This is a genomic window from uncultured Salinicola sp. (genome assembly GCF_937921195.1).
In the GTDB taxonomy this organism is placed as follows: domain Bacteria; phylum Pseudomonadota; class Gammaproteobacteria; order Pseudomonadales; family Halomonadaceae; genus Salinicola.
In genome coordinates, this window is the sequence record NZ_CALFQK010000099.1 from 59,352 (window position 1) to 81,250 (window position 21,899).

The following is a 21,899-nucleotide window of genomic DNA, read 5'->3' on the forward strand; positions in this document are numbered from 1 at the left end:
TTTCCTTTCGTCGTTTCAGGCGGCCTTCCGGCCGAGCAGGATCTGGAGGCATTCGGACTGGTCGGCGTTGTCGCTGTTGACGGATTCGACGGCCCAGTCGCCGATCTCGTCGGCATCTCCCTCGATAACGCCGTCAGGGCAGCTGTCGTTGCATTCTTCGGGAAGCTCCAGCATCTTCTGGCGTGCTTCCTCGGGGCTTGACGCCTCGATCTCGACTTCGACGGTCTCCGTGCGACTGACGGTCCGCGTCAGGCCGATAGTGTAGGTCTTCTTCATGTTTGTCGTTCCTTGTCAGTCGCGCGCGAGTTCGAGCCAACGCGTCAGGGGATTGCCGTCCGGAATGGTCGACGGAGTCTTGCCGAGGCGTTCGATGCCACCCCTGAAGGAGATCGTGATGGACGTCTCGCCGTCATCATCGTCGTCATCATATCGCTCGGGCACATGGATGCTTTCGATGGTGATGTTCTCGTAGGACTTGCCCTCGATGAGGCTCGACAGCGGTCGTCCTTCGTATTTCTCGATCCCGAGCTTCACCGCCTCGGGCACATGGAGAGCTCCGCTGATGCTCATCCTGCCCTCGTCGATGTACTGCAGGTTCTGGTTCCATTCCGCTCGGAACGACAGGCCTATGACGGGGCCGTTCATTTCGATGCTCCTGCTATTGAGATCGAGACGCCCGTGCCGGTCCAGGTGGTCGAGAACGACGGCCTTCGCGAAGGTGCTGGCCGCGAAGCTCCACAGTGGATTCGTACGTGGCTCCACACCGATCGACTGCATCTCGCGACGCCTGCCTACGGCGAGGGCGATGCGGCGCAGGTCGGACGGGTTGACCTTCGTCCCCTCTAGGAGATTGAATTCCCGGAGACCGCCGAGGTCCTGAGGGTCGCATGGAGACTGGTAGTGGATGGTGTAGTTCTGTGGTTCCCTTTCATTCCACGCCTTGAGTTCGCATCCCCATGCGACGAGGTACTTGGTCTCGACCCAGGCGTTCTCGTCGCTGGCGCCTATGACCCTGGGGAGGTTGTCGCCGGCCAGACCGTATTCTTCGGCGTATCCAGCCAGCTGCCTGTCCATCTGCTCGACCTCGGCGAGTGCCATGTCGCGGGTCATCAGGCGCCGGTCTACGAATCCTGCCATCAGTTCTTTTCCTTCTCGGGCTTCATCCATCCGAGCTGAATCAATCGGGACATGATCTCATCGTATCGCGCCGTCTTCTCGAGCACTTCCGCATCCTTCAGGGCGTATTCCGGTCGGTCCATGTGACCGCCGTTGCCGAGCGCCGGTTTGAGATCGAGGCGGGTTGTGAGCGAACTCGTCTCGAAGCCGATGGGGCCGCGATCGATCAGGTTGCCCCAGGCTTTCTCTGGAAATGCGAACCATGTGTCGTAGAACTGCCGGGCGTGCGCACCGGATTCCCCTCCGAGAGCGGCCATGGCGTCGATTGGGCGGACCGACAGGTAGAGGACGCTTACGTAGTCCCTGTGTCGGGTGATCGCGAGTGGAAGATCACAATGCACCGGCTCGTTCCGGCCCTTGGGCTTCCTTGACATACGGAAATGCGAATCCCGTTCCTCTGCGATCGTCTCCGGCTCCATGATCATGCGCCACGCGTCCGTCGTCTCGGGCTGGTTGATGGCCTTCATGACCGCGATGATCGACGAGGGGTCATCCTCCCCGTCGTATTCGCGCCGTCGCATCTTTGCGATGGTCTGGTCCTGAGGCGTCGACTTGCCTTCGATGAGCTGGACGACATCGGTCCGCTCCAGATTGGCACGGTGGAACCGCTCCCTGATGAGCTTGCCGTTCTTGCTGAAGATCTGCTCCTGCACCCAGGGGAACGGCACGTTCGCCGGTCTGTCCGGATGATCGCGCGTGGCGACGTATTCCCCGCCGATCGTAAGGCCCACGCGGTAGGAGCCGCTCTGATCGGATATCTTCCGGGCCATCTCGAGGTTCTCGTCCGGGATGTTACCCGACAGCAGTTCGGCGTGCTCGAGTATCGTTCTCTTGGTCTTCTCCAGTGCGCCCTCTTCTCCGACAGGAAGGACCTTATCAGCCGAGGAGATGCGCCAATGGGTCAGCGCCTTCATCACCGCGGTGCGTTTCGCGGGACCACCGGATCTCTCGATCATGTCTTCGACGGCTGACGCCTCCGCCTCTTCCTGAGGCTTGAGCACGTCGTAGGCCATCAGGAAGGTTCGTATGTAGGAGAGGTAGTCCGCCCGTGCGACACGGTTGGCGAGGTACCATCTGATGTCCTCGGTGCGCATGGCATCGAGCGTGATGTAGCTGTGGAGGTCGCCCCTGTCGATGTCGACGTAGAACTTGCGCACCGTGTCGCGCCAAGGATGCGTGGCTTCGACCGGAACCATCAGTTTCCCGCCCCGGCGCTCCACGGTGACGAGCTCCCGCTCCTGCCTGAGATTGTATTTCAGCTGTTCAGCATAGGTCCTCTGGTTGATCTCCACCATGGCAGGACAGCTCTCCATGTTGATCATGTCGCGCCATCTCACGATGATCCGGCTGCCCGCCTCGACGTCGAGATTGAGGGTCTCGCGGTAGCGGTGGACAGAGGGCCTTCCTTCCACGAGGACGTCTTCTTCGTCCGCGATGAATTTGAGGCATTCCTCTTGGAACTCGGCGGTGAGGAAGGTCTGGTGGCGCTGCCGGTCGAAGAAGTGTCCGAAGAGCTGGAGGCGCTGGTCGAGGCCCCAGAGGAGCACGAGCACACGTCGGTACTCGAGCGCCATCTGTTCGAACTTGCCGCGCGCCTCGACATACTGGAGATCCTTGGGCGTGATCATCGAGGATTCGATGCCGCGGAACGCGTGGGAACGCTGACGGTAGACGTCATCCAGATCGCGCTCCCGGGGGAAGAGGCGTGGTATGTTCTGCAGGGCATCGGTAGCCCGCACCTCCCACACCTTCTCGCCGTTCCGCACGAGCAGCACCTGCTCCTTGTTGAGCGCGTTCTCCTCGATGTTCGCGAGCATGTCGGCGATGTCAGAGTTGATGCCTCGGGCCCATGAGAAGGAATACTGTTTGTCATTGCGCCTGAAGCGCATGAGCACGACGCCCAGCTTCTCCGGGATCATGCGGTCGAGAAGGTCGGGATCGCGGTCGAACAACGCGCCCAGATCGTTGATCGCGGTATAGTCCGCGCCACCTTCGTCATCGATGTGGCAGACGAGCTCCTCGTCAAGATGCAGCTTCAGTTGGCGCAAGGCGAGTTTTTCGCCCGTCGCCGGTTTTCCGTCGCGCACGAGGTTGACCTCCACCCCGTCACCGGCGAACAGACCGAGTGTGGTGATGCCCTTCTTGAGGTGCTCGGCCTGCAGCAGGACGTCGTTGACCGATGCGAGCGCAGCTCCGGCCTTCTCCTGGTAGAAGCGCGCGAGCTTCTTGGTCTCGGTCTCGATCGACTTGGCCGTTTCGGTGATGCGCTCCGAGATGTCGAGCATCGTCTGGCGCCTGGCCTCTATGCCCTGCGTCATCTCTGCGACGCTCTTTCCGGATGTCACGAGCGCGTTGACCGTGTCGGGTGAATTGACCCGCGGACCGGTGAGCATGCCGGCCCTGTCGTCCTGCGGAGGGCCGGAGGCTTCGCGTGTGTGGTCGGCGAGGAGGCGCTGGAGTTTGGAGATCGTCGCGGTGACCTTCCCTATCTCTGCCGCGCGGATTGCTTCCCCCTGCTCGGTGTATTCGAACTTCTCGAGGAACTCGTCGATCGAGATGCGAACGCCGCCCTGACCTGACTCGGGATGATGTGCCGTCTCGAGCGAATGGATCTCCCCATCGATGACGTGGACCTGCTTGACCAGATACGCTCTGCCCTTGACGGGATGGCCTCGACCCTCATCTTCCTTGGGATTGTAGATCCAGTACTGCCCGCCCTGCGGGAGTATGGCGTCCTCCCGCTTGAACGGTGTCCCTTTCGAGGGGATGGGAAGATTGTCGGTCAATGCAGATCTCCTCAGTGCTGGCGCGCGACGTGATTCACCAGTGCGGCGACGACTGAGCCGAGGTATTCGACCTGATCGGCGAGTTCGCCGACATGTGCCAGCGCCTTGTCGGCATCTGTCTCCTTCCGTGCGGCTTCCGCTGCCTGATGCATGTCGCTCCGGAAGCTCTGCATATGACGCTGCAGCCAGCTCGGATGGGTGTTGGGGTCCAGCGGTTGCATGGCCATTGCTTTTTCCTTTCTCAGGGGATTGTCGATCTCCCCGTTTGATGTCGGGGAGGACCGTGGCCCTCCCCTCTTCGTTGTCAGCCTTCGTGCTTGGGGTAGATGACGCCCTTCGTTCCGCGCGGGTCGATATCGACCGCCCGGGCCATGGCCATCAGTTCCCTGTGGAGTAGGATCGAACCTTCTCCTCGGCGCAGAGCCTCGACAGCTTCCGCCACGTTGATGCGTACGCTCGCAGGTCCGGTCTGGCAGCTGTCCATGTCGGCTTCGAGTTCCTCGATCCGTTCGAGGATGTCGTCCTCGTCCGTGCCGCTGAGGGTGTGGAGGTCGTCGATCGAGAACGCCTTCGCGGCGCGCAGCACGCCCTGCTGGTCCTCGTCGAGATCGCTGTCCGGGTCGGGCAGGAAGTAGTCGTCGAACAGGTCTCCGTCCCGATTGGCCTCGACCTCGACCATGTCCTTGATCGCTTCGAGGATCGGACCGGTCACGACTTCTCCCTTCCCGAGCAGCTCCTCTGCGGCGTCGAGCCGTGACAGGATGGCGGGAAGGCGCTTCTTGGCCAGTTCCATGACGCGGTATTCGGCTGAACTGCGTTCGGCTGAACTGGACTTGCAGTGGTTGTCGGAGACCGCCATTCGGATGAGCATCAGATCTTCGTCGCTGATCGGGTCCTTGCCGTGGTGCGCGGCCTTCTTCATGGCCTTGATGGTCTTCTTCCAGCCGATCCAGTCGAAGTTCGAGCGCATCTCCGTGCATTTGATGTCCTCCCGCAGCTGCTCCACCTCGAGGGTGCGCAGGCGCAGCTGATGCCGCAGATCGCTGTCTCCGTCTTCGCGGAGCTTCGTGGTCTGATCAGCGAAGGGGTGCTCCTCCTCCTGCGTCTTCTGCGCTGCCGCCATCATCTCGTGCGCGTTGCGATGTCCGCGGGCGATGGCTACGCTCTCGATGACGTCGGATCGCTTGAGATCGACGCCGCGTGCCTTGAGAGCAGCATGGATTCCGTCGATTTCCTTGTGCAGTTCTGTCTTCATTTCACTTCTCCGTATGGGAGGCGCGGTTGCGGATGTGCGTCTGTGGCCGATGGCCGGCGATGCGCATCGCGGGTGGTCGGGGCTTCGTTGCGACCACGCCTCGCGAACCGCGTCTCCCCGGATGGGTGAGATGCATTGTTCGTGGTTTTATGCGTGTGTCGTCTTGTCGTGGAACCGTTCGCCTGGCCCTCCTCATGGAGAGCCGACCGCTATCGCGGTCTGAAGCCGACGGGCTGGTTCCGGCCCGAAAGTGTCAGTCGTTCTGCCCTTCGTCCTTGCGTCGGGCATCGAGGATGGCCTGCACGGCCGCTATGCCTTTTACGGGATCGCCTGCGCCTTCCTCCATTATCGTGTCCTGCAGCCTGCAGTAGCCGATGGGATCGAAGTTTCCGAGAGCGCCGCAGGGATATCCAGCGACATCCGCGTACTCGGCGGAGGCGAGGCCTTTTCCCCTTTCCTCGTGCTCTTCGGTGTCTCCGTCCTCGTCGGGTTCCTCGCAGGGGCCCCATGGATCGATGGCGCAGTCCCTGATCCAGACCGGTCGTCTGAGGTCCTGCAGCGTATCATGGATCGCTTCGGCGTAAGGCTTCATGGGATCGTCTTCGTCCCAGTTCCGCCAGTCCGGATCACGATAGTCTACACCCGGATCGCCCTCGGTCTCGATCTTGGCGTAGTCCTTCTTGATCTCGTCGTACCAGGAGGTCTCTTCCGTTGCGTCCATGATCCGGTCGGATCTTTCGCGCAGCCCGGACAGCATCGTGAGTGCGGGTATGATCCTCCTCCAGCCGGAATGTCCGGCAGGAACGGGCCATCCCTGCGCCTTGAGTTCGGCAAGGAAACGTTCCGACCATTCCGGCACGCGGCCCTGTTCCTCGATCCAGGCGATGAAACGCTCGTGCCGGGCCTTCCGTGATCTCTGGTACCAATCCTCGCAGGCGGTGCGGGTCTCGTGGGAGACCATGAATGATATCGAGATGGAGGAATCCCCGCCGGAATAGGGCACGATGCCCATGATCATTCCCGGGTGCGTCGTCGTGAGGTAGTAGCGGCACAGCTCTTTGTAGTCGTCCGATCCGGTGTTCGGAAAACCGAACCGGCGGAAGAGGTAGGCGAAGAGACTGCCTTGTGGCAGGCTTCCGCCGATTGCCTCATCGATCAGCTTGACCGCATCGCTGAATTCAGGGCCCGTCAGCACGTGCGTCGAGAGCTCGACGAGGCGTTCCGCCGGCCAGTCTCCGGGGCCGGCCAGGCGCAGCTGCCGGTCGCTTCTTTGTTCGGTCATCTCATGTTCCTTGTCAGGATGCGAGCAGGTTCTGCAGTGCCCTGCTGGTCATTTCGGCCCATCCATGGGCGTGCGCGGATACGATCCCTCCGGTGAGGCCGAGCAGTGTGTAGGCGAGCCATCCCCAACGGGGGCTGCCGAATGTCTTGTCGAGTAGCGTCTCCTTGCCGATCAGGTCCCTTCTGAAAGCGGGATCGATCCTCGTTACGACCTCGTAGGCGCGCCGGAAATCCCGCGTCCTCAGGACGATGTCGGGATGCTCGTCGTCGACGGCGAAGAAGTCGTCCTTCTCCAGTGCCTCCGCAGGCATGTGCGCGGCGATGATGGCGAAGGGGCGGAGCGCCGTGATCAGGCTTTCCTCCTTCCAGGTGGTCCCCTGCCTCATTGTTTTTCCGCCCATCGCTCGTATCGGCGCTTGACGCTCATCGGCATCGCGGCCTGGCTACTGACCTTCGCCTTCTGCCTGTTGATCCCGATCGTGTTGTCGTCATAGACGACCGGATAGGTCATGCCTTCATCCCGGAGGGTGTCCTTCAACGGGAAGGCCACGACATCGTTGTAGGTCCTATCTCCCTCGAGCGAGGGAATGGTCCCCTTGGACGTGTCCACGAGGATGAACTCATGCCCGCCATCGTGTTCACGCACGAGGACGAGATCGCGCTTGTCCTTCATGTCTTTTCCTTCTGTGATGCGATGCGTGCCTTGCGCCTGTCACGATGCTTCTGTCGGTCCGCCTTCTTCTCGTCGTCGGTGCGGCAGTAGGCGTGGATGTATCCCCCGCCATGGGAGACACGCGGACCGACCCGTCCGCATCTCAGGCACTTGCGCGGTGTGTGTCCCCATGATGGCCTGCTCATCGCGGAGGCCGTTTTTCGAGGTCGGCCCGGATATCCTTTGCGACGAGTGCGGCGTCTCGCGCCTCGTCCGCGGTCATCCATGCGATGTGGCATTCCTCGCGCGGGATCTGCAGGCGTCTTGCGAGCTCGAAGTAGACCGTCTGTCGGCTCGTGATCCTGTCGCGCCATATCGGATCGACCACTGCATGTGCCTCGCCCCGTGCCTTCCTTGTTTGGGCGCCGCAGGGGTAACCGAGCGGGGTAGTCGTGTTCGGGTGGCAGCCACAATAGGAGGAGGGGCAGGTGTCGCACTTGTAGAACCGCTTGGATGCGAGATCGGGGCGATGGGGATAGATCTCCCGTCCGTCCGTCAGTCTCGGCTCGCTGCCGCATTCGATGCAGCGGAAGTCAGGCGGTGTCCGCTTGTCCTTCAGCCCGTGATCGGTCTCGTTCCAGCGCGCCATCAGTCATCTCCCGCGTGATATGATTCGCGATCCTGATCATCGCTGTAGGATTCTCGATCCTGACCGCTGGTACCATCGTCCTCATCGAGATCGTCCTCATCGAGGTCGACGGGGAATTCATCGACCTCTTCGACGCTCAGCGCGAACCTGCTGCCGTCCGGCATCTCCACGAAGATCTCTCCCGTATCGAGCGCGAGGACCTTCATGTCCGCGTCCTTGAGGGCATCCCCGATCGCGATCGCCGCCTCTCCTTCATCCATTCGTCGTTTCCTCCGTTTTCCGCGGTCCGGTCATCTGGCCGTCCTCGCATATGAATCGTGAGAGCAGGTTCTGCCTGACCTGCCCATGATGTTCTAGGAACGATGCTTCATCGTCCTTCTCCTGTCGTCCGTCGACGATCATGCAGAAGACGTGGAGGACGGTGCCGGCCATGACCATTCCCAGTCCGACGAGGGCCATGTCTGATCTTCCGTCCTCCACGAGATACTTGAGCACAGGCATCAGGCCGAGGAGGGATATCACCAGGCCGATTCCGAACCCGAAGGGTGCCAATGGCAGTCTCTTCTTGGGATTGTATGTGGTCCTGGCTATTCTGTCGACGGCATGTCCGCTCTCGAACGCCTCCCTGACGAGATCGGCCTCATAGGTGCCGGCTGCGACCTTCCTGATGTCCTGTGGAAGGAAGGCCTCGCGCGCTTCGTGTGCTTCTCCCGTCATTCCCATTCCCATATCCTCGCGCCGTGGATTTTCGGGTTCACGGTCAGCAGAGATCCGCCGGCCAGGATCGCGATCGCCATGCCGAGACTGAAGACGTAGGATGCGATGTCCTTGATGGTCGCGATCTCCCAGTGAGCATGAATGCCCATCTCGATCATCATCGTAGTCATCGCGGCACCGAACCCCATGATGATCAGACCGAGGGCTATTCTCCCGGCTTCTTGCAGGTATGTCTTCATGTCCGTTTCTCCGCATGATGTTCTTCGGTGGCGCACAAGAGATCGGATGCATTGATCTCTCCACCGGCCTCCTTGACGGCGCGGTTGTATCCGCGCTGGTAGAGCCAGGGACGCCCGCGGCGTTCGCTCTCCTCCCAGCATTTCGTCGCCTTCTGGTCGTGAGTCGAATGCCGGACCAGAAGGGCGGCGCTGTGGATCTGACTTCGGGATTCCTCGACGAGCTCGTCGTCTGTCTTGCATTGGAGACCGCCGGCATATGCTCGTAGCTGGTCTTCCTTCAGGAGTCTGTCTTCACCGAACACGGTTTTTTCCTTCTCTTGCCTGATCAATATCCTTGTCTCGTCGCCCGTCGGGATGTCATACTTGCGCTTTCAGGATGGATCTGACGCAGGGATTTCCGATGGCCTTCAAGAAACAGCCGCTCGAGACGCTGGAATACACCTCCGGCAATATCGTCGAACACGACGCCGAAGTTCTCGTCAACACCGTGAACTGCAGGCTGAAGAGGAATGGTGAGGGCGTCATGGGCGCCGGGGTGGCTAAGGCGTTCAAGGAGAAATGGGGAGCCGCGGTCATGCGGCCCTATGAGGCGGCGATCAGATCCGGAGAACTCCGTCCCGGTCGGGCCATCCTGTTCGATCTGCCCGATGGGCGCAAGTGGGCGGCGCTCGCCACCAAGGACGACTGGCAGAGCGACTCACGGATGGAATGGGTGGAGAGCGGCCTGAGGGAGCTTGGTAACAAGCTCCGGGAAGGCGGATACAAGTCCGTCGCCATCACGCCGCCAGGATGCGGTAACGGCGGATTGGACTGGAAGAAAGTGGAGCCGCTCGTACACGAGGCTCTCAAGGGTGTCGATGTGGCGATGTTCGCCAAGCCGTCCGGTGCGATGGTCTCCCGAGATACTGGGATGGATGGGCCGGCCCCCGACAATCCGTCTGTTCTCGCGAAGAAGCGCGACGGGGAGATCCGCAAGAACCTGCTCGGAAAGATCGTGGATAAGCCCGATGTCTCTTTTGACACGGCGTTCTCTGCCGGCCGCAGCAAGGTCGTGGTGGCCATGTCGGTCCAGGAGGAGCCCGGTGGTCGGGCGATTCCGGTCCACTTCAAGTCGGACGAGATGGAGAACCGTGACGCGCATCGCGCGGTCGCGGACCTGAACCGTCTCAAGAAGGGAGCCGACGTGACGCTGGGTGGTCGTTGGGCCCGTGGCCGTTCCGGCGCATGGGGCTTCGTCGCTGCGCGCATGGCGGAGGGACGCATCCCGGTCTCGGGTCTTCTTTCCAGGTCTCCGTCGCCTAGGGTTATGGTCGATCCCCATTTCGCGGACCTGACGGCGGCCGATCCGGATCTCGAGCTGAAGGCGGCGGCCGAGCGTGCCCGCGATCCGCTCCGTCAGAAGGAGGAGGATGAGAGGACGTTCAAGGGCGAGCCGATCGCCGAGAAGGGTTCGATGTATTTCGCCTTCGGGTGGGAGGCACGCCCCGACGTGAAGTCGCAGACGACGTTCGACGCCATCCTCGATGGGGAGAGGACCTCGACGACGCGTTTCGACAAGTGGAAGAATTCCGACCGCTGGGGGAAGCTCAAGCGTGGGGACCTCGTGCGCTTCTACGAGGACAGGGAGATGGAGGGCAAGTCGGTGGTGGTGCGCGTCGATTCGGTGGAGCGCATTGACATGCGCACCCTCACCGACGAGGGCCGCGAGAAGTGGAGCAAGGCTGAAGGCTGGTCGACTCTCCATGCGAAGAAGTCGGCCGAGCGTTATGGCGCTGGTTTCCAGATCCGCTACCATCCGGTGCCGGGGCAGGAGATCCTGAAAGGCAGGGGCGCGGAGCGTCTCGCGGAGTCGATGGAGAAGGCGGCCCGGGACAGCGATCAGAAACGCGATCTCGATGCGCTGACCGGAGGTCGGCATTCCCGCATGCAGCGGCCGGGCATGATGGCTGCCTTGGGTCAGGGGCTAGGCCGCTAGCCTTCCTTCGGGGTCATCGAGGAACGATACCGTGTTGTGCTCATCATGTGCGTCCGTCTCGACGAAGAGTATCTCGTTCATCTGCTCGGCCGTGATTATCCTGATGCCGGAATCCCTGAGGAAAGGCGCATCCACCAGCTCTTCGAGATGTCTTCCCGGAAGGGAGGCGACGTAGGAGGACGGGGGCGTCCTACGGATCTGGACCGTGTCCGCTGCGATGCTGATGTCGCTGCCATGATTCCATGACAGGCCCATTATGTCGTAGTCCGCGGCGTTTCTTGCCACCACGCCGGCCTTCTGGGCCCATCCCGGCATCCTGCAGGCGTCCTCGCATTCTTCACGGGTCCCGGTCATCTCGAGGCTTGCCCTGACGAGGAGCGTGGAGACGGTCCGTTCCAGCCTGAAGGCGCAGATGGTCGTATGCCTTCTCCACCTCGCGATATCGGTTATGGAAGGCTTCGCGGATTCGTCCAGCGTCCTGAGTGCCTGGTGCCACCATTGCCCTCTGTTCATCTCGATCCTCTCCCGCATGCGCCCGGTCCCGTCGTCGGCCTGATAGAGCAGACTGCGGGCCTGTTCATCGATCTCTTCATGGCTGTATCGATCGAAGTGCTCGAGGACGCGTTGATCGATCCTCTTACCGTCCATCGGGCCGTTTCCGCGTCGACACTGGATCTTGATGGTCTCGCACGCCTCGGTGATGCCGCTGCGGATGCGTCCATACAGGGTTCGGTGCCTGAGCGTGTCGTTCATGTGGAACTGACCGACGTCGTCTCGATGAGGGGCGTGAATGTGATCCACGTGGAGTCGCCCCATCTTGCCGGATAGGCCTTGCTGACGGTACCGAGAAGGTCGGCGATGGGATGGTCGACCACTGCTCTCGCGGGCTTTCCGATGAGGCCGGCCATGGCTGTCTCAGGCAGTCTTCCGACCTTCATGCGACCCTTGTCCCAGTATATGTCGTCATTGATGTGGAAGCGCGAACGCATCTGACCCTCGTGGAGTATGAAGGAGATGTTTTCCTTCTTCCTCTTCTTCCTGGATTTCGCGTTGTCCTTCGGGCTCCTGCCACCGATGAAGCCTTCCAGCATATCGAGAGGAAGGCCGATGCTGACCCTCCTGCCCGCCGTTATCTCCTCATGAGCCTCGGGATTGTATTGCTTGACGAGATCGAGAAGATGCACGGCGACATGATCCACGTCGATGTTGCCGGATCCGATCCGGTCGGCCTTTCGCTTGCGCCGCGCCATCTTGCTGGCCTCTCTCTTGGCCGTCTTGGCGATCTCGTCGCTGAGAAGGGTTCCGCGGTCCTTTTGGGACATGAATTTCTCGACGAGCTGCCCTGCCGTCAGATCGATGGAATAGTCCATGCCACCGAGGTAGTGGATGATGTCCCTGCTCTCGAGGAGATGGTCGAGCTGCCGGAAGCGCAACTGGATGACCATCCTTCGTGTCGCATCGGCGTCGTCCGCCTCGCCGCAGGTGGCGCCGGTCACGCTGAAGGTGACCTCATACCGGGCGTCGTCCGGCCACTTGGCGGTGGAGACGATATCCGTGATCGTATCGGACAGCATCCTGAACCGTTCGGATTCGGAGGTCTGTATCCTTGCCTGTTTCACAAGATCCCCGTATCCGAACAGGAAGGGGTCATGCTGCAGGGACATTGTTGCGCCTCTGGCTCCGAACGGGATCCTGACGTCCGCCATGCTGTTCCGATAGCTCTCCTTCATCAGGTCCTGGAAATTCTCACGGATCTGCTTGATGTCGGGAATGACGAGTCCTGGGGTCGCACCTTCGCGAACGCCCCGCTCGATGTCGTGCGTCATGCTTGTGACGATGTCATCGTCGAACCGGCAGCGCTGTTCCTGGAATCGCTTGAGGATGCGATTGTAATAGAGGTCGGTGCGCCCCGGTCCGGAGATCTGTCCGTTGTGCATGAACATCCCGAAGCTGACCCACCGGGTAATGCCGGGGCTATGACGATAGCTTTCCGGGCTCTCGATCAGATGCCCGTACCCGTTGTCGACTCCACCGTTGCGTGTCTTGTGGACCCAGTCGAGCCATGTCCGGATGCCCTCCTTGTCGACGAACGATTCGAGCTGCTCGCGCGAGCGGAGCTTCTTCGAGCTCTTCGCCATGTTGTAGGCGAACATCACCCGGAGGACCTCGAGCATGGTGACGTCCGGATCGTAGTAGGGTTCGTCGGACCGTCGATAATCGCCATCGACGATGATATCGTCGATCATCGCCTTGGTCTCGCGATAGCGTTCCTGCGTGATGCCGGAGTCCCTCATGGTGTGTTCTCCTTGATGATGTCGCTCCATGGCAGCCTCCTGCTCACGTAGGTCAGCCTGAGTGAGTTCTTCTTCCTGTCATGTGAGGCGCTGCTGACGAGAGCCTGATCGGCTCCGGTGTCGACGGCCTCCATGCCGCAGGGCGGTATCTCGATGATCTCCCGGAGCAGGCGGCCCTCGCATGCCATTGCCAGGGCCTGTGACGTGGCGGGGATACTCAGGGAGGAATCACGTATCTCGAGGACGATGCCGCCTATGATGTAGCTTCCCTCGGGTCGCACCCTTTCATCGTCAACCACGAGATGCCCGAAGAAGGTCGGAGCATTTCCGGAGAGCGGCTCTGCGGAAGTGAGATGGCGCCACAGCCTGGCATTCCAGCAGCTGATGGTCTGTGTCATTCCGCGCTCCTGTATTCGGCATGTATGGAGAGGGTCTCGTCGAGCGTTCGCACCGGCGCGTCCTGGAGTGTGTCCGCCTGACGCCAGAGCTCGATGAGCAGACCGTCCTTCTCCTTCCGCGCCCGTCGCACCACGGATTCGGGATGGAGGAAGGGATGCTCGACGATGCCCCTTATCGTCCTTCCCTCGAGGGACGATACGATAGTCTGGGGAAGGTCGGTCCTGATCTTGAGATATCTGTTCTTCGTGTTCCAGGAGAGGATGCCGGCATCGTTCTTCACCGAGAAGAGTTCGATCTCTCCGTTTCTCTCGTGCATCTGGCCCCAGGCGCTCGCTCTCAGGGTCAGACGCGTATCGCCGAATGTCTCGCTGATGGGATTGTAGCGGACGTGCCTTCGCAGATTGTCCAGTTCACGATCGATCCAGGACCTGGTCCCGCCGGGTGTGTCACTGCGATATGCCGCCGCCATCTCCTCCGGGACGCTCCATGACCACAGAGGGGCATCCATATCGGGCATGTCGTCATCGACCCATTGCTCGATGAGCGGATCATGATCGCATTCCAGTCTCATTCTGAGGAGGCTGGCCCTGATGCGTGCCATTCGCCTGTCGTGCTCGATGAGCCGATCGATGGCGATCAGCCTCTCCTCGAAATCGTCATCCGGATGTATCCGTAGACAGGCGTAGCCGCCCTGACCATCATAGGTCACCCTCAGTCTCCCCTGCGTGACCACGGCCTTTATGCGCCGCTCTCCCGGCCACTTGGAGATGTCCGAGGCTCGATCGAGCAGAGGGCTCCTGTGCGAAGCGGGAATGTTCCTCGATATCCCGCTTGTGCACATGGTCTTCTCCTATTGCGCGATGGCGTCCATCTGTTCGTTTATTCTCGTGCAGTCCTGCGGATCGAGTTCCTCTATGGAGTCGAGGATGTCCGAGACCTGGTCTCTGTCTATGGGGCCGGAGTTCGTGATGATCCCCAGGCGCAGACTCATTGATGCGTAGCTTCGGCATTCGGCCGGAAGGTTGTCGATGCGATTCCGGATGTCTCGTGCCTCGGCCGTAGTGTCATGCAGGATCATCCATGCGCCGAACAGCATGGCGGCAGCGATGGCGACGCAGGCTATGACGACATTCCGCTGGGACCAGATATCCGCCGTGGCGCTGTTCCTGTTCACATGGTGGGGCATGACGTTCTTCTAGGACGGGTCATCGTCGGGTCCAACTTCCCACTGGACGGGGACGCATGCTCCTTCGTAATCGAGGAACCTGTAGGGGTGGACCTCCTCCGCGACATGGAAGACGATCTCGGTCTCGTCATGAATGCGTCGGATCTCTATCCTCATTCCGCCGTGAGTGACCTCGTCGGAGGCTTCATCGGCATCCATTCCGGCGATGCGACGCATCACTTCTTCCGCCTGTTGCGGCCATGAATAGTATCCGTAGGTGCATGCGAGTATGGCCTTGGCCCGGTTCCAGGGTTCTCCATGCATGGTCTCGCGCGCAATGCATCTGCCCACGAAATCCGCGGCCTGCTCCGGCGAGCGGAAGATCATGGGCCGCTTCCAGCGCGGTGGCAGGTCCTTCTGTCTTTCTATCTCGCGTTGCATCCGGCTCATGAGCAGGAACTGGTCGAGGCTTCCTGCATGCATGTTCATTTCGAATTTCCTTCTTTTTCCGTTTCGCTCTCGAAGATTCGGCCCTCTCTCATCATCGCGTGTCGGGTGAGACTTCCGAAGACTTCCTCCAGGTAGACGTCCTCCACGTCATACGTGATCGTCGTCCTTCCCTCCGAGCTCCATCCTCCGGTGGCTATCGCCTTCCTGGGTATGGAAGGATGGTCGACGACCTCGCGCAGCGTCTTCATCTTGCAGGAGAGGAGTGTCGATTGCGGCGTTTCGCCATCGAAGCTCACGGAATTGGTCTGGAAGACGATTCCGCGATTCTCGCCCTTCCAGTGATAGCGCCGTCCTGCGTATTCTATGGATGATTCGTCATCGCAATCGAACAGCTGCTTGGGGGATATGCAGTCGGTCGTCATCCAGAAGCGGTAGAGTGCCGGCATCGGGACGCCGAGCATTCTCATGAGAGACAGGGATACCGAATCGATGGAGGTGTATCCGGGATGGATCTGCGATATCCAGTCGTCTTCCTCGATGGCCACGGGCACGGTCTGCCCCTTAAGTTCCGTGATGATCGTCATGCGTGGATAGCCCATGACCTTCTCGGGCCCTTCGGAGCCTCCTTCCTCGAGGGTTTGCACGAGCATCCTGTTTGCCCATTCGTCGACATCGACGATGCGGACCATGTGCGTCCATGGCTTGTGGGGCGATCTGAGCTTCATCGGTCCTGCCTCACCTGTTCTGGGCCCCGGTCGACGGCCTCCATAACGACGGCGACTGCCTCCTCCGCGAGTAGCCTACATGCCGGCTGATACCGTTCTCCGTCCACTATCTCGTCCTGGCAGATAGAACAATCGGTGCCCCGCCTGAGATATCCGCAGATCCGGGCGACGAGCATCGGTCGCTCCCTGGCGGCCGCGTAGAAGCGGCTGTCCGGCCGGCTCATGCCGCCATCCTGACGCGATAATGAGCTTCGGGTATGCCGTGTCTCTCGAAGAAGTCCCCGGTCTGTTTGATGTATCGGGCTATGTCGCCCTCGATGTCGTATGTGACCGGATCATGGTTGGTCGCGAACACCATCTGATCGCGTGCCATCTTGCGCATATCGCGCCAAGGATAGACTCCCTGCGTGCCCATGACGGGAAGAAGGATTCCGCTCGTCTTCAGGATCACGGTGTCGCCGCTGCGCTCCATCGCGAAGACCAGTTGCTCCTCGAAGTCGACCTGAACCTGGTCGTCTCCGCAATGAGGCAGCCTGATTATATCCTTCAGGGGCCTGAGGGTGTGTCCCACGATGGCGGACTCGGGAATGTCTGACCGGATGGAGATCGTATCATGCGCGACCAGTATCGATCCATCGGCTCCCATCCGTGTGGTCATGCGCATCTCTCCGCCGGTCTTGCTCATTCCGGTCTGGAGGTCGGGGTTCCTGGAGATGTGGCGCTCGTTCCATATGGTGTTCCGGGTTCCATCGTCATGCGCATGCGGCGTGGAGTCGTTGGCGAGGCACCTGCTCTTGAGGTCCCTCCAGATCCGCTCCTGGAGATACCTGAAGACGGTCTCGTGGAGATCGGGTCTCGGGACCTTGGGGCCGTCGCCCTCACGCCAGGCGAGAGGGTGCTCGCAATAGAGGTTGGTCGCTTCGTGCTGAAGGAGGAGACAATCCGTGGAATATCCGTCCTTCTTCAGTCCGGGGAAGCTTATCTCGTCGTCCGCGATGGTCTCGCCGCACCGACGGACCGTCTCCTTGACGCAGCGGACGATGTTCTCCTTCTCCTCGGGGAGATAGCCGAGATGATGATCACGATGCATTCGTTTCTTCCTCCTCGGCGTCTTGGAGCCATTTCGACAAGCGGGGCCAGTCGCGCACGCTTCCTATCATTCCCGCTGCCCTGAGACCGTGGATCCCGAGGTGCATCCCGGTGGATACCTGCAGTCGCACATCCGCTCCGGCGCCATCATAGTCCTGGTCCTCTATTATCTCTTCTGGGTCGAGACCCAGATGCCGTCCGAAGGCCCATGCCCATGCCGTCGCCTCCGTGTCGGAGCACTGCATGATGGCCCTGAGGAGAGGCTCCTCCGGATCATGGGTGTGCGCCATGCGTGCCTCGGCGTAATCGCACATGGCCATCGCTATGTCATCGAGGTCGTCGCTGGCCTGCTTGCGGAACATGGGCGGGATGCATGCCAGATGACCGGCTTCGTGCAGGATGTTAGATACCCGGGCACCAGGGCGGTAGAGTATGCGTCCTTCGTGGATCCGGACGTCCTCGAGGAAGCCTCTCGCGTCCGGTGTCTTGATCGTCTCGATGCCTATGCTCGTTAGCTCGGCCGCGACCCGGTCTACGCTCATCGCCATGACTTCTCGCGAAACCACAGGGTGACGACGTATTTGCTGCCCTGCAGGACCGGCATGGCGTGATGGATCGTCCACGGGTTGACTTCTCCCTTGCTGGTCTGGTTGTTCCACATGAGCATGGTGCCCGCCTCGGGCTTCTGGACGACGCCGAGACGGGGAAAGGCCGTCTCTCCTCCCATCTCCACGTCGTTCATGTAGACCATGGCGGTCCAGGTGCGCTGTCCGCTCCTGAGGCATTGCTCCCGATAGCTCTCGCTTCCGGGGCGGAACCAGTCGCAGTGCGGCTTGAACTCTTGGCCGACGTCGTAGCGTTGCGCCTGCATCTGCTCGGCGTTCCCGAGAGGGAGACCGAGCAGCCGGGCTATCATCTCGGCCATGTGCTGTGCGACGGGATGATCATTGGGCATGTCACTGGTCGTGCTGGTGCGGAATTCGTGGTCTCCGTTCGAGTCCGCGACCGTGCTCGGGCGGTTCTGTCCGTCCGCGAACGCGATGACTTCCCGGCAGGCCTGGGCAGTGAAGGCGCGCGGCGCGCGATAGAGCTCGGCGCGGTGCCGTCCGAGATTCTGGATCATGGGTATCGCCGAGAGCCTTCGTGCCTGCGTGCTGAGCTCGGGAGGTCGGCTGATTGTCTGATCCATGTCTTTTCCCCTTGTGTCAGTCGTATCCAACCGCTGCATACGAAAAGTCCGGCCGCGGTTTCCCGCGCCGGACCTGTCGTTCACGATGTCGGATCGCCGTGCCGGCGAAGTCTCAGACGATGACGTAGATCATCGAGAGCGAGATCGCGGCAGATGCGGTGAGGACCACGGCACTGTTGAGATACTTGCGCATGAGGGATTCTCCTCTTCGGGGTTGCTGAATCCCTCTCCCGTCATGCGGGCTTGTGCCCGTCTTGTGGCCGCCCATCTAGCGTGCGCCGCAAGACTGTCAATCGGATAGTTTCAGGATGGAGAAACTTTATTGCAGTTCGCTGAAATACGACATGGAACCGTCAAGCGGCCTTCAGCCATAGCCCGTCGACGTCCCTCGAGAAGCTCCGCTGGAGCGTCTGGCGGATCTTCTCCTTCCAGAATCGATTCCTCGTGGGCCGGCGTGGTTCGATCTCGCGGTAGATCTGCGGAAGACCGGCGCGACCGCCCAGGTTCTCGATGGCCCTGTCGACCACCGCAGCCCACCCCGATCTGCCCTCCTCGAGCGCAGTCCTGTATATTCTCGGCATGTCCGATACGGCTGCCGCCTCGTGATAGAGGATCAGGCCGGAGAGGCGAGGAGCAGGGTCCCGGGTGAAGCGCGCGAGCATCAGCGGCTTGGAGAGACCCTTGAACACGTTGCGGGGCATCATCTCCTGACTGAGGCTCCATCGATCGTTCCATCTCACCACGTTGGCAGCGGTCTGGAAGAAGTAGGCCGGCAACAGCATGATGACCTGTCCTCCGTCGTCCAGCAACGGATGGCTCCTGTCGAGGAATCCGTCGAACACCTCGAACTCGAAGGGCGGATTGCCGATCACGGCGTCGGCGTGATCCACGGGAAGTCTCGCCGTGCGGTAATCCCCGATGACAACTTCGTGTCCGGCATCGCGGGCGAGCGCGGCGAGCTGAGGATCCAACTCGACTCCGATATTCCGATACCTGCGCGGAAGCACGTCGAGGAAGCGACCGATGCCGCAGGATGGCTCGATGACGACGGCCCCGTCCTCGAACGTAGGCAGCGCATGTTCGACGATCGCCTGGGCGGCCCATGACGGAGTCATCCACTGTCCGAGAGAGGAGTCGAAGCCCTGGTCGTTGGCGGGCTCGCCCAGTCCGAAGAGATCCATCACCAACGGCCCTCCACCTTGTCCTCGAGCACCTCGATCTCGCAGGTCATCGGGCAGATCGCACGCAGGCACGAGAGTATCGCTTCGCACTCCTCGAGCGGCTTGCTCCAGTTGGTCCACTTCCTGTCGCCTATGACGATCTCCACCGCGGCGTCCTTATCCGATGACCATCGTTTGATGCGCTGGAAGGTGCATCTGTCGGCGTCCATCATCATGATGGCGATGTTGGCGATGTCCTCCTCTCGCTTGAAGTGCTCGAAGCCGGGAGGGCAGGCCTCACGGAACCTCTGCTGGTAATAGCGCATGCGGTTCTCGGCCTTCCCGCCTCCGCACATGAGGACCGTGTTGGCGCCGATCAGCATCGCGTGGTAGAGCATGGCGGCATCGGCGAAATCATAGGTCAGCGTGCGAAGGCGCTCGCCATTGCCGGTCTCGTCGATCGGCAACTCACTCATGTCTCTCATGTCTTCCTCCTCGGGAGATGTCTTTTTCCGCCCATACGGCGTATCGTTTCAATCGACCCTCTCGGGTATCTGCCATTCGCCCTGCCATGGATCCGTCGGACCGACCCCCGGGGCCAGGTCCTGCAGTATGTCGGCCACCCATTCCTCGAGCATTCTCGGTCCCACGATCGCATCGTGATCCATGCCGCCATCCTCGATCAGGTCGCTTATCTGCATTCTCGCCTTCAGGATCGCGGCATCGAGCACCGTCGATGGGGCGTCTTCTGCTTCTATCGGCAATGACGTCTGCCTGTGGAAGGGTCGTGGACTGTCGAATCTGGCGGACTGTCTAGCGTGCCATTGGCTCATGACTCCGGCCACGAAGGCGTCGGTCTTGGAGAATGCGGGATCCGTCTTCCGTTTCTCGTTGGCGAGACAGCGCGCCCTGGTGCCGTAGCTCTGGCTGTCCACCGACGCGATCCTCGATCCGAACATGGCCATGGCCTCGTAGGAGTCGGATTTCACCCCGAAGAGATGGAGCGTGATGTTCTTTGGGAGTTCGCTGTCGAGGGCCTCCACGATGGCTATGCTGCCGTCTGGGGTGGAAGTGGGCCTTCGGCACATCGATCCCACGCCGATCGTTCCATGGGAGGGAACGATATCGGCGAGAGCCTCGTAACAGGACAGATAGTCCCGTGCGGTGGCTCCCTGGATGACGGGCATGAAGCGATCGTTCGCGCCGATGTCGTGAGCCGCTCTCGAGCAGCGGCGGTTGAGGGAGATGGTCCGGGCGATGCGTTCGCGCACCTCCGTCCTGTCCGGTGCGACCTCGGGTTCGACGCACATGTCCATGGAGGAGAATCTGGAGATGGCCGGGTGGCTGGCCAGATCCCACACGTAGCTCTCGGGAGTCCAGTCGTATCCGCCCCTGAGCGCCATCGCTACGAATCCCGCGGAATCGAGATGTATCTCGACGTCCCGTTCGGTCATCCTGTCGAGAGGCCTGCTGTTCCAGCCTGTCCACTGCCTGGTCTTTTGCCCTCTGTGCTCGAGCGTCTGCCATTTCGCCAGACTGCTGGCACTGACCATGACGGGCCAGCCGTTCCGTTCTGCGTTGGCGAGGAGAGCTCCGTCACTGAGATGAGGTAGTCCGACGATGATCCTCGGCCGCGCGGGTGCGGTGAAGGGATTTTCGTCCATGGCGGTTCCTCGTTGTCAGTTCCGGTTCGGAAGTTCGCCCGTTCCTGCGAACCAGTGGCTCCCGAACCGAACGATGACCGGCACAAGGAGAATGCCGATCGCGGCCTTGACCATGAACTGCCCGGCCATGAGAGGGCCGAGGGGATGTATGGCGTAGAAGGCGATCCCGAGGTAGACGACCGTATCTGCCGCCTGACCTATGAGGTTTGAGGCCATGCTGCGCTTGCCGAGTGTCATCGCGTTGCTGCGGGAGAGCGCCGACTGCACTTTCCTGATGATGGTCGTAACCACGAGATAGGATGTCATTCCGGCGATGATCATCCTCGCATTCTGACCGACGAGGAGCTCGAATGCCCGCACACGTGCGGGATCGGCATCAGATGAGAATGGCATGGCCATGGTCAGTCCGATCATGCACAGGGCTACGACCTGGAAGGCCAGACCTGCGTATATCAGTCGTTTGGCCGCCTTCTCGCCCTGGACCTCGGTGACGATCGCCACGATGGACAGGATCAGTGCATAGGGAAGCTGAGATCCGTCCGCAGCGAGCGGGCCCAGTGAGATGACCTTCGTCCCCAGCAGCAGACAGAGGACGAGCAGTCCTCCGTATGCCACCGATAGGATGGTCTTCCTGTCCCTCATGTCGGTCATGACGCTCAGGCGACCTTGCGACCGAAGACGCGCCTGGCGCGGTCGTTCGCCGCGCCCTGACTGTCGAGGAAGCGTCGGAACTGCTCGGGCATGGGCGTCTCGAACTCCACGCCGCAGCGGTCGGCCTCGGCCCAGCGGACCTTGGCCCACATGACCCCCTGTTCGGCGGTCAGCTTGATCTTCTGACCGACCTGGAAGGGGTCGCCCTCGATCTTCGCGCCGTTCTCGCTGAGATCGGTGATGCGACCGCGATGACGTTCCAGGACCGTCTCGACATCGACTTCGAGGTTGACGGGGGTACGGTGTGCACGTCGGGATTGCAGAGTTTCCATTGCTTTTCCTTTCTCAACTACTTTCCGTATCTTTCGGACCCTGATGGGTGT

General features: G+C 61.0%; 30 protein-coding genes. 1 reads left to right on the forward strand and 29 read right to left on the reverse strand.

Annotated features, from left to right (window positions below):
- Window positions 1–15: 15 nt before the first annotated feature.
- The 13 genes from Q0602_RS09770 to Q0602_RS09830 all read right to left on the reverse strand — a co-directional run bounded on the left by Q0602_RS09770 (window position 16) and on the right by Q0602_RS09830 (window position 9,057).
- Window positions 16–276 (reverse strand): hypothetical protein, encoded by a 261-nt coding sequence (locus tag Q0602_RS09770; RefSeq protein WP_298842234.1) that lies wholly within the window; start codon window positions 274–276, stop codon window positions 16–18.
- Between the two features lie 15 nt (window positions 277–291).
- A complete protein-coding gene (locus tag Q0602_RS09775) occupies window positions 292–1,137 on the reverse strand; it encodes a hypothetical protein (protein ID WP_298842237.1) in 846 nt (281 codons plus the stop codon).
- Complete coding sequence (locus tag Q0602_RS09780; RefSeq protein WP_298842239.1) at window positions 1,137–3,962, reverse strand: hypothetical protein; 2,826 nt, start codon at window positions 3,960–3,962, stop codon at window positions 1,137–1,139. The genes Q0602_RS09775 and Q0602_RS09780 overlap by 1 nt, the downstream gene beginning before the upstream one ends.
- A gap of 11 nt (window positions 3,963–3,973) precedes the next feature.
- Window positions 3,974–4,189: a hypothetical protein gene (locus Q0602_RS09785; protein ID WP_298842246.1), complete on the reverse strand. Its 216-nt coding sequence runs from the start codon at window positions 4,187–4,189 to the stop codon at window positions 3,974–3,976.
- A 77-nt stretch (window positions 4,190–4,266) separates the two neighbouring features.
- The gene (locus tag Q0602_RS09790) at window positions 4,267–5,217 is read right to left on the reverse strand and encodes a hypothetical protein (protein WP_298842249.1); all 951 of its coding nucleotides are present in this window, start codon (window positions 5,215–5,217) and stop codon (window positions 4,267–4,269) included.
- A 253-nt stretch (window positions 5,218–5,470) separates the two neighbouring features.
- On the reverse strand, window positions 5,471–6,499 hold the full coding sequence (locus Q0602_RS09795; RefSeq protein WP_298842252.1) for a hypothetical protein: 1,029 nt from the start codon (window positions 6,497–6,499) through the stop codon (window positions 5,471–5,473).
- 13 nt (window positions 6,500–6,512) lie between these two features.
- Complete coding sequence (locus Q0602_RS09800; RefSeq protein WP_298842255.1) at window positions 6,513–6,884, reverse strand: hypothetical protein; 372 nt, start codon at window positions 6,882–6,884, stop codon at window positions 6,513–6,515.
- A complete protein-coding gene (locus Q0602_RS09805; RefSeq protein ID WP_298842258.1) occupies window positions 6,881–7,171 on the reverse strand; it encodes a hypothetical protein in 291 nt (96 codons plus the stop codon). Before Q0602_RS09805 ends, Q0602_RS09800 begins: the two co-directional genes overlap by 4 nt.
- A 181-nt stretch (window positions 7,172–7,352) precedes the next feature.
- The gene (locus tag Q0602_RS09810) at window positions 7,353–7,799 is read right to left on the reverse strand and encodes a zinc-finger-containing protein (protein WP_298842261.1); all 447 of its coding nucleotides are present in this window, start codon (window positions 7,797–7,799) and stop codon (window positions 7,353–7,355) included.
- Window positions 7,799–8,059, reverse strand: coding sequence for a hypothetical protein (locus Q0602_RS09815; protein WP_298842264.1), 261 nt, complete (start codon window positions 8,057–8,059; stop codon window positions 7,799–7,801). Before Q0602_RS09815 ends, Q0602_RS09810 begins: the two co-directional genes overlap by 1 nt.
- Complete coding sequence (locus Q0602_RS09820; RefSeq protein ID WP_298842267.1) at window positions 8,052–8,522, reverse strand: hypothetical protein; 471 nt, start codon at window positions 8,520–8,522, stop codon at window positions 8,052–8,054. Before Q0602_RS09820 ends, Q0602_RS09815 begins: the two co-directional genes overlap by 8 nt.
- Window positions 8,513–8,755 (reverse strand): hypothetical protein, encoded by a 243-nt coding sequence (locus Q0602_RS09825; RefSeq protein ID WP_298842271.1) that lies wholly within the window; start codon window positions 8,753–8,755, stop codon window positions 8,513–8,515. The genes Q0602_RS09820 and Q0602_RS09825 overlap by 10 nt, the downstream gene beginning before the upstream one ends.
- On the reverse strand, window positions 8,752–9,057 hold the full coding sequence (locus Q0602_RS09830; RefSeq protein WP_298842276.1) for a hypothetical protein: 306 nt from the start codon (window positions 9,055–9,057) through the stop codon (window positions 8,752–8,754). Before Q0602_RS09830 ends, Q0602_RS09825 begins: the two co-directional genes overlap by 4 nt.
- A 74-nt stretch (window positions 9,058–9,131) precedes the next feature.
- Here Q0602_RS09830 and Q0602_RS09835 point away from each other — a divergent pair, with 74 nt between their 5' ends.
- A complete protein-coding gene (locus Q0602_RS09835) occupies window positions 9,132–10,730 on the forward strand; it encodes a macro domain-containing protein (protein WP_298842278.1) in 1,599 nt (532 codons plus the stop codon).
- Here the strand turns inward: Q0602_RS09835 and Q0602_RS09840 are convergent.
- The 16 genes from Q0602_RS09840 to Q0602_RS09915 all read right to left on the reverse strand — a co-directional run bounded on the left by Q0602_RS09840 (window position 10,719) and on the right by Q0602_RS09915 (window position 21,848).
- Window positions 10,719–11,378 (reverse strand): hypothetical protein, encoded by a 660-nt coding sequence (locus Q0602_RS09840; RefSeq protein ID WP_298842283.1) that lies wholly within the window; start codon window positions 11,376–11,378, stop codon window positions 10,719–10,721. The two genes, Q0602_RS09835 and Q0602_RS09840, sit on opposite strands and share 12 nt — an antisense overlap.
- A gap of 101 nt (window positions 11,379–11,479) precedes the next feature.
- Window positions 11,480–13,024: a hypothetical protein gene (locus tag Q0602_RS09845; RefSeq protein WP_298842286.1), complete on the reverse strand. Its 1,545-nt coding sequence runs from the start codon at window positions 13,022–13,024 to the stop codon at window positions 11,480–11,482.
- A complete protein-coding gene (locus Q0602_RS09850) occupies window positions 13,021–13,422 on the reverse strand; it encodes a hypothetical protein (RefSeq protein WP_298842288.1) in 402 nt (133 codons plus the stop codon). Before Q0602_RS09850 ends, Q0602_RS09845 begins: the two co-directional genes overlap by 4 nt.
- Window positions 13,419–14,132 (reverse strand): hypothetical protein, encoded by a 714-nt coding sequence (locus tag Q0602_RS09855; RefSeq protein WP_298842291.1) that lies wholly within the window; start codon window positions 14,130–14,132, stop codon window positions 13,419–13,421. The genes Q0602_RS09850 and Q0602_RS09855 overlap by 4 nt, the downstream gene beginning before the upstream one ends.
- A 141-nt stretch (window positions 14,133–14,273) precedes the next feature.
- Complete coding sequence (locus tag Q0602_RS09860) at window positions 14,274–14,609, reverse strand: hypothetical protein (protein ID WP_298842295.1); 336 nt, start codon at window positions 14,607–14,609, stop codon at window positions 14,274–14,276.
- A gap of 9 nt (window positions 14,610–14,618) precedes the next feature.
- On the reverse strand, window positions 14,619–15,077 hold the full coding sequence (locus Q0602_RS09865; protein WP_298842298.1) for a hypothetical protein: 459 nt from the start codon (window positions 15,075–15,077) through the stop codon (window positions 14,619–14,621).
- Entirely contained in the window at window positions 15,074–15,763 is a 690-nt protein-coding gene (locus Q0602_RS09870) for a hypothetical protein (RefSeq protein WP_298842302.1), read from the reverse strand. The genes Q0602_RS09865 and Q0602_RS09870 overlap by 4 nt, the downstream gene beginning before the upstream one ends.
- On the reverse strand, window positions 15,760–15,987 hold the full coding sequence (locus Q0602_RS09875; RefSeq protein WP_298842305.1) for a hypothetical protein: 228 nt from the start codon (window positions 15,985–15,987) through the stop codon (window positions 15,760–15,762). The genes Q0602_RS09870 and Q0602_RS09875 overlap by 4 nt, the downstream gene beginning before the upstream one ends.
- Entirely contained in the window at window positions 15,984–16,853 is an 870-nt protein-coding gene (locus Q0602_RS09880) for a hypothetical protein (RefSeq protein WP_298842309.1), read from the reverse strand. Before Q0602_RS09880 ends, Q0602_RS09875 begins: the two co-directional genes overlap by 4 nt.
- Window positions 16,843–17,400, reverse strand: a complete 558-nt coding sequence (locus Q0602_RS09885) for a hypothetical protein (RefSeq protein WP_298842312.1) — start codon at window positions 17,398–17,400, stop codon at window positions 16,843–16,845. The genes Q0602_RS09880 and Q0602_RS09885 overlap by 11 nt, the downstream gene beginning before the upstream one ends.
- On the reverse strand, window positions 17,391–18,041 hold the full coding sequence (locus Q0602_RS09890; protein ID WP_298842315.1) for a 2OG-Fe(II) oxygenase: 651 nt from the start codon (window positions 18,039–18,041) through the stop codon (window positions 17,391–17,393). The genes Q0602_RS09885 and Q0602_RS09890 overlap by 10 nt, the downstream gene beginning before the upstream one ends.
- 353 nt (window positions 18,042–18,394) lie before the next feature.
- The gene (locus Q0602_RS09895; RefSeq protein ID WP_298842317.1) at window positions 18,395–19,225 is read right to left on the reverse strand and encodes a class I SAM-dependent methyltransferase; all 831 of its coding nucleotides are present in this window, start codon (window positions 19,223–19,225) and stop codon (window positions 18,395–18,397) included.
- Complete coding sequence (locus Q0602_RS09900) at window positions 19,222–19,686, reverse strand: hypothetical protein (protein ID WP_298842320.1); 465 nt, start codon at window positions 19,684–19,686, stop codon at window positions 19,222–19,224. Before Q0602_RS09900 ends, Q0602_RS09895 begins: the two co-directional genes overlap by 4 nt.
- Window positions 19,687–19,734: 48 nt before the next feature.
- The gene (locus tag Q0602_RS09905; RefSeq protein ID WP_298842323.1) at window positions 19,735–20,865 is read right to left on the reverse strand and encodes a hypothetical protein; all 1,131 of its coding nucleotides are present in this window, start codon (window positions 20,863–20,865) and stop codon (window positions 19,735–19,737) included.
- A 15-nt stretch (window positions 20,866–20,880) separates the two neighbouring features.
- Window positions 20,881–21,516, reverse strand: a complete 636-nt coding sequence (locus tag Q0602_RS09910; protein WP_298842326.1) for a queuosine precursor transporter — start codon at window positions 21,514–21,516, stop codon at window positions 20,881–20,883.
- Window positions 21,517–21,521: 5 nt separating this feature from the next.
- The gene (locus Q0602_RS09915; protein ID WP_298842329.1) at window positions 21,522–21,848 is read right to left on the reverse strand and encodes a PilZ domain-containing protein; all 327 of its coding nucleotides are present in this window, start codon (window positions 21,846–21,848) and stop codon (window positions 21,522–21,524) included.
- Window positions 21,849–21,899 lie beyond the last annotated feature (51 nt).

Coding starts and splice junctions, on each gene's coding strand:
- Q0602_RS09770 (WP_298842234.1), bottom strand. CDS start 276: ATGAAGAAGACCTACACTATCGGCCTGACGCGGACCGTCAGTCGCACG.
- Q0602_RS09775 (WP_298842237.1), bottom strand. CDS start 1,137: ATGGCAGGATTCGTAGACCGGCGCCTGATGACCCGCGACATGGCACTC.
- Q0602_RS09785 (WP_298842246.1), bottom strand. CDS start 4,189: ATGGCCATGCAACCGCTGGACCCCAACACCCATCCGAGCTGGCTGCAG.
- Q0602_RS09790 (WP_298842249.1), bottom strand. CDS start 5,217: ATGAAGACAGAACTGCACAAGGAAATCGACGGAATCCATGCTGCTCTC.
- Q0602_RS09795 (WP_298842252.1), bottom strand. CDS start 6,499: ATGACCGAACAAAGAAGCGACCGGCAGCTGCGCCTGGCCGGCCCCGGA.
- Q0602_RS09800 (WP_298842255.1), bottom strand. CDS start 6,884: ATGAGGCAGGGGACCACCTGGAAGGAGGAAAGCCTGATCACGGCGCTC.
- Q0602_RS09805 (WP_298842258.1), bottom strand. CDS start 7,171: ATGAAGGACAAGCGCGATCTCGTCCTCGTGCGTGAACACGATGGCGGG.
- Q0602_RS09810 (WP_298842261.1), bottom strand. CDS start 7,799: ATGGCGCGCTGGAACGAGACCGATCACGGGCTGAAGGACAAGCGGACA.
- Q0602_RS09815 (WP_298842264.1), bottom strand. CDS start 8,059: ATGGATGAAGGAGAGGCGGCGATCGCGATCGGGGATGCCCTCAAGGAC.
- Q0602_RS09820 (WP_298842267.1), bottom strand. CDS start 8,522: ATGGGAATGACGGGAGAAGCACACGAAGCGCGCGAGGCCTTCCTTCCA.
- Q0602_RS09825 (WP_298842271.1), bottom strand. CDS start 8,755: ATGAAGACATACCTGCAAGAAGCCGGGAGAATAGCCCTCGGTCTGATC.
- Q0602_RS09835 (WP_298842278.1), top strand. CDS start 9,132: ATGGATCTGACGCAGGGATTTCCGATGGCCTTCAAGAAACAGCCGCTC.
- Q0602_RS09840 (WP_298842283.1), bottom strand. CDS start 11,378: ATGGACGGTAAGAGGATCGATCAACGCGTCCTCGAGCACTTCGATCGA.
- Q0602_RS09845 (WP_298842286.1), bottom strand. CDS start 13,024: ATGAGGGACTCCGGCATCACGCAGGAACGCTATCGCGAGACCAAGGCG.
- Q0602_RS09850 (WP_298842288.1), bottom strand. CDS start 13,422: ATGACACAGACCATCAGCTGCTGGAATGCCAGGCTGTGGCGCCATCTC.
- Q0602_RS09860 (WP_298842295.1), bottom strand. CDS start 14,609: ATGCCCCACCATGTGAACAGGAACAGCGCCACGGCGGATATCTGGTCC.
- Q0602_RS09865 (WP_298842298.1), bottom strand. CDS start 15,077: ATGAACATGCATGCAGGAAGCCTCGACCAGTTCCTGCTCATGAGCCGG.
- Q0602_RS09870 (WP_298842302.1), bottom strand. CDS start 15,763: ATGAAGCTCAGATCGCCCCACAAGCCATGGACGCACATGGTCCGCATC.
- Q0602_RS09875 (WP_298842305.1), bottom strand. CDS start 15,987: ATGAGCCGGCCGGACAGCCGCTTCTACGCGGCCGCCAGGGAGCGACCG.
- Q0602_RS09880 (WP_298842309.1), bottom strand. CDS start 16,853: ATGCATCGTGATCATCATCTCGGCTATCTCCCCGAGGAGAAGGAGAAC.
- Q0602_RS09885 (WP_298842312.1), bottom strand. CDS start 17,400: ATGGCGATGAGCGTAGACCGGGTCGCGGCCGAGCTAACGAGCATAGGC.
- Q0602_RS09890 (WP_298842315.1), bottom strand. CDS start 18,041: ATGGATCAGACAATCAGCCGACCTCCCGAGCTCAGCACGCAGGCACGA.
- Q0602_RS09900 (WP_298842320.1), bottom strand. CDS start 19,686: ATGAGAGACATGAGTGAGTTGCCGATCGACGAGACCGGCAATGGCGAG.
- Q0602_RS09905 (WP_298842323.1), bottom strand. CDS start 20,865: ATGGACGAAAATCCCTTCACCGCACCCGCGCGGCCGAGGATCATCGTC.
- Q0602_RS09910 (WP_298842326.1), bottom strand. CDS start 21,516: ATGACCGACATGAGGGACAGGAAGACCATCCTATCGGTGGCATACGGA.
- Q0602_RS09915 (WP_298842329.1), bottom strand. CDS start 21,848: ATGGAAACTCTGCAATCCCGACGTGCACACCGTACCCCCGTCAACCTC.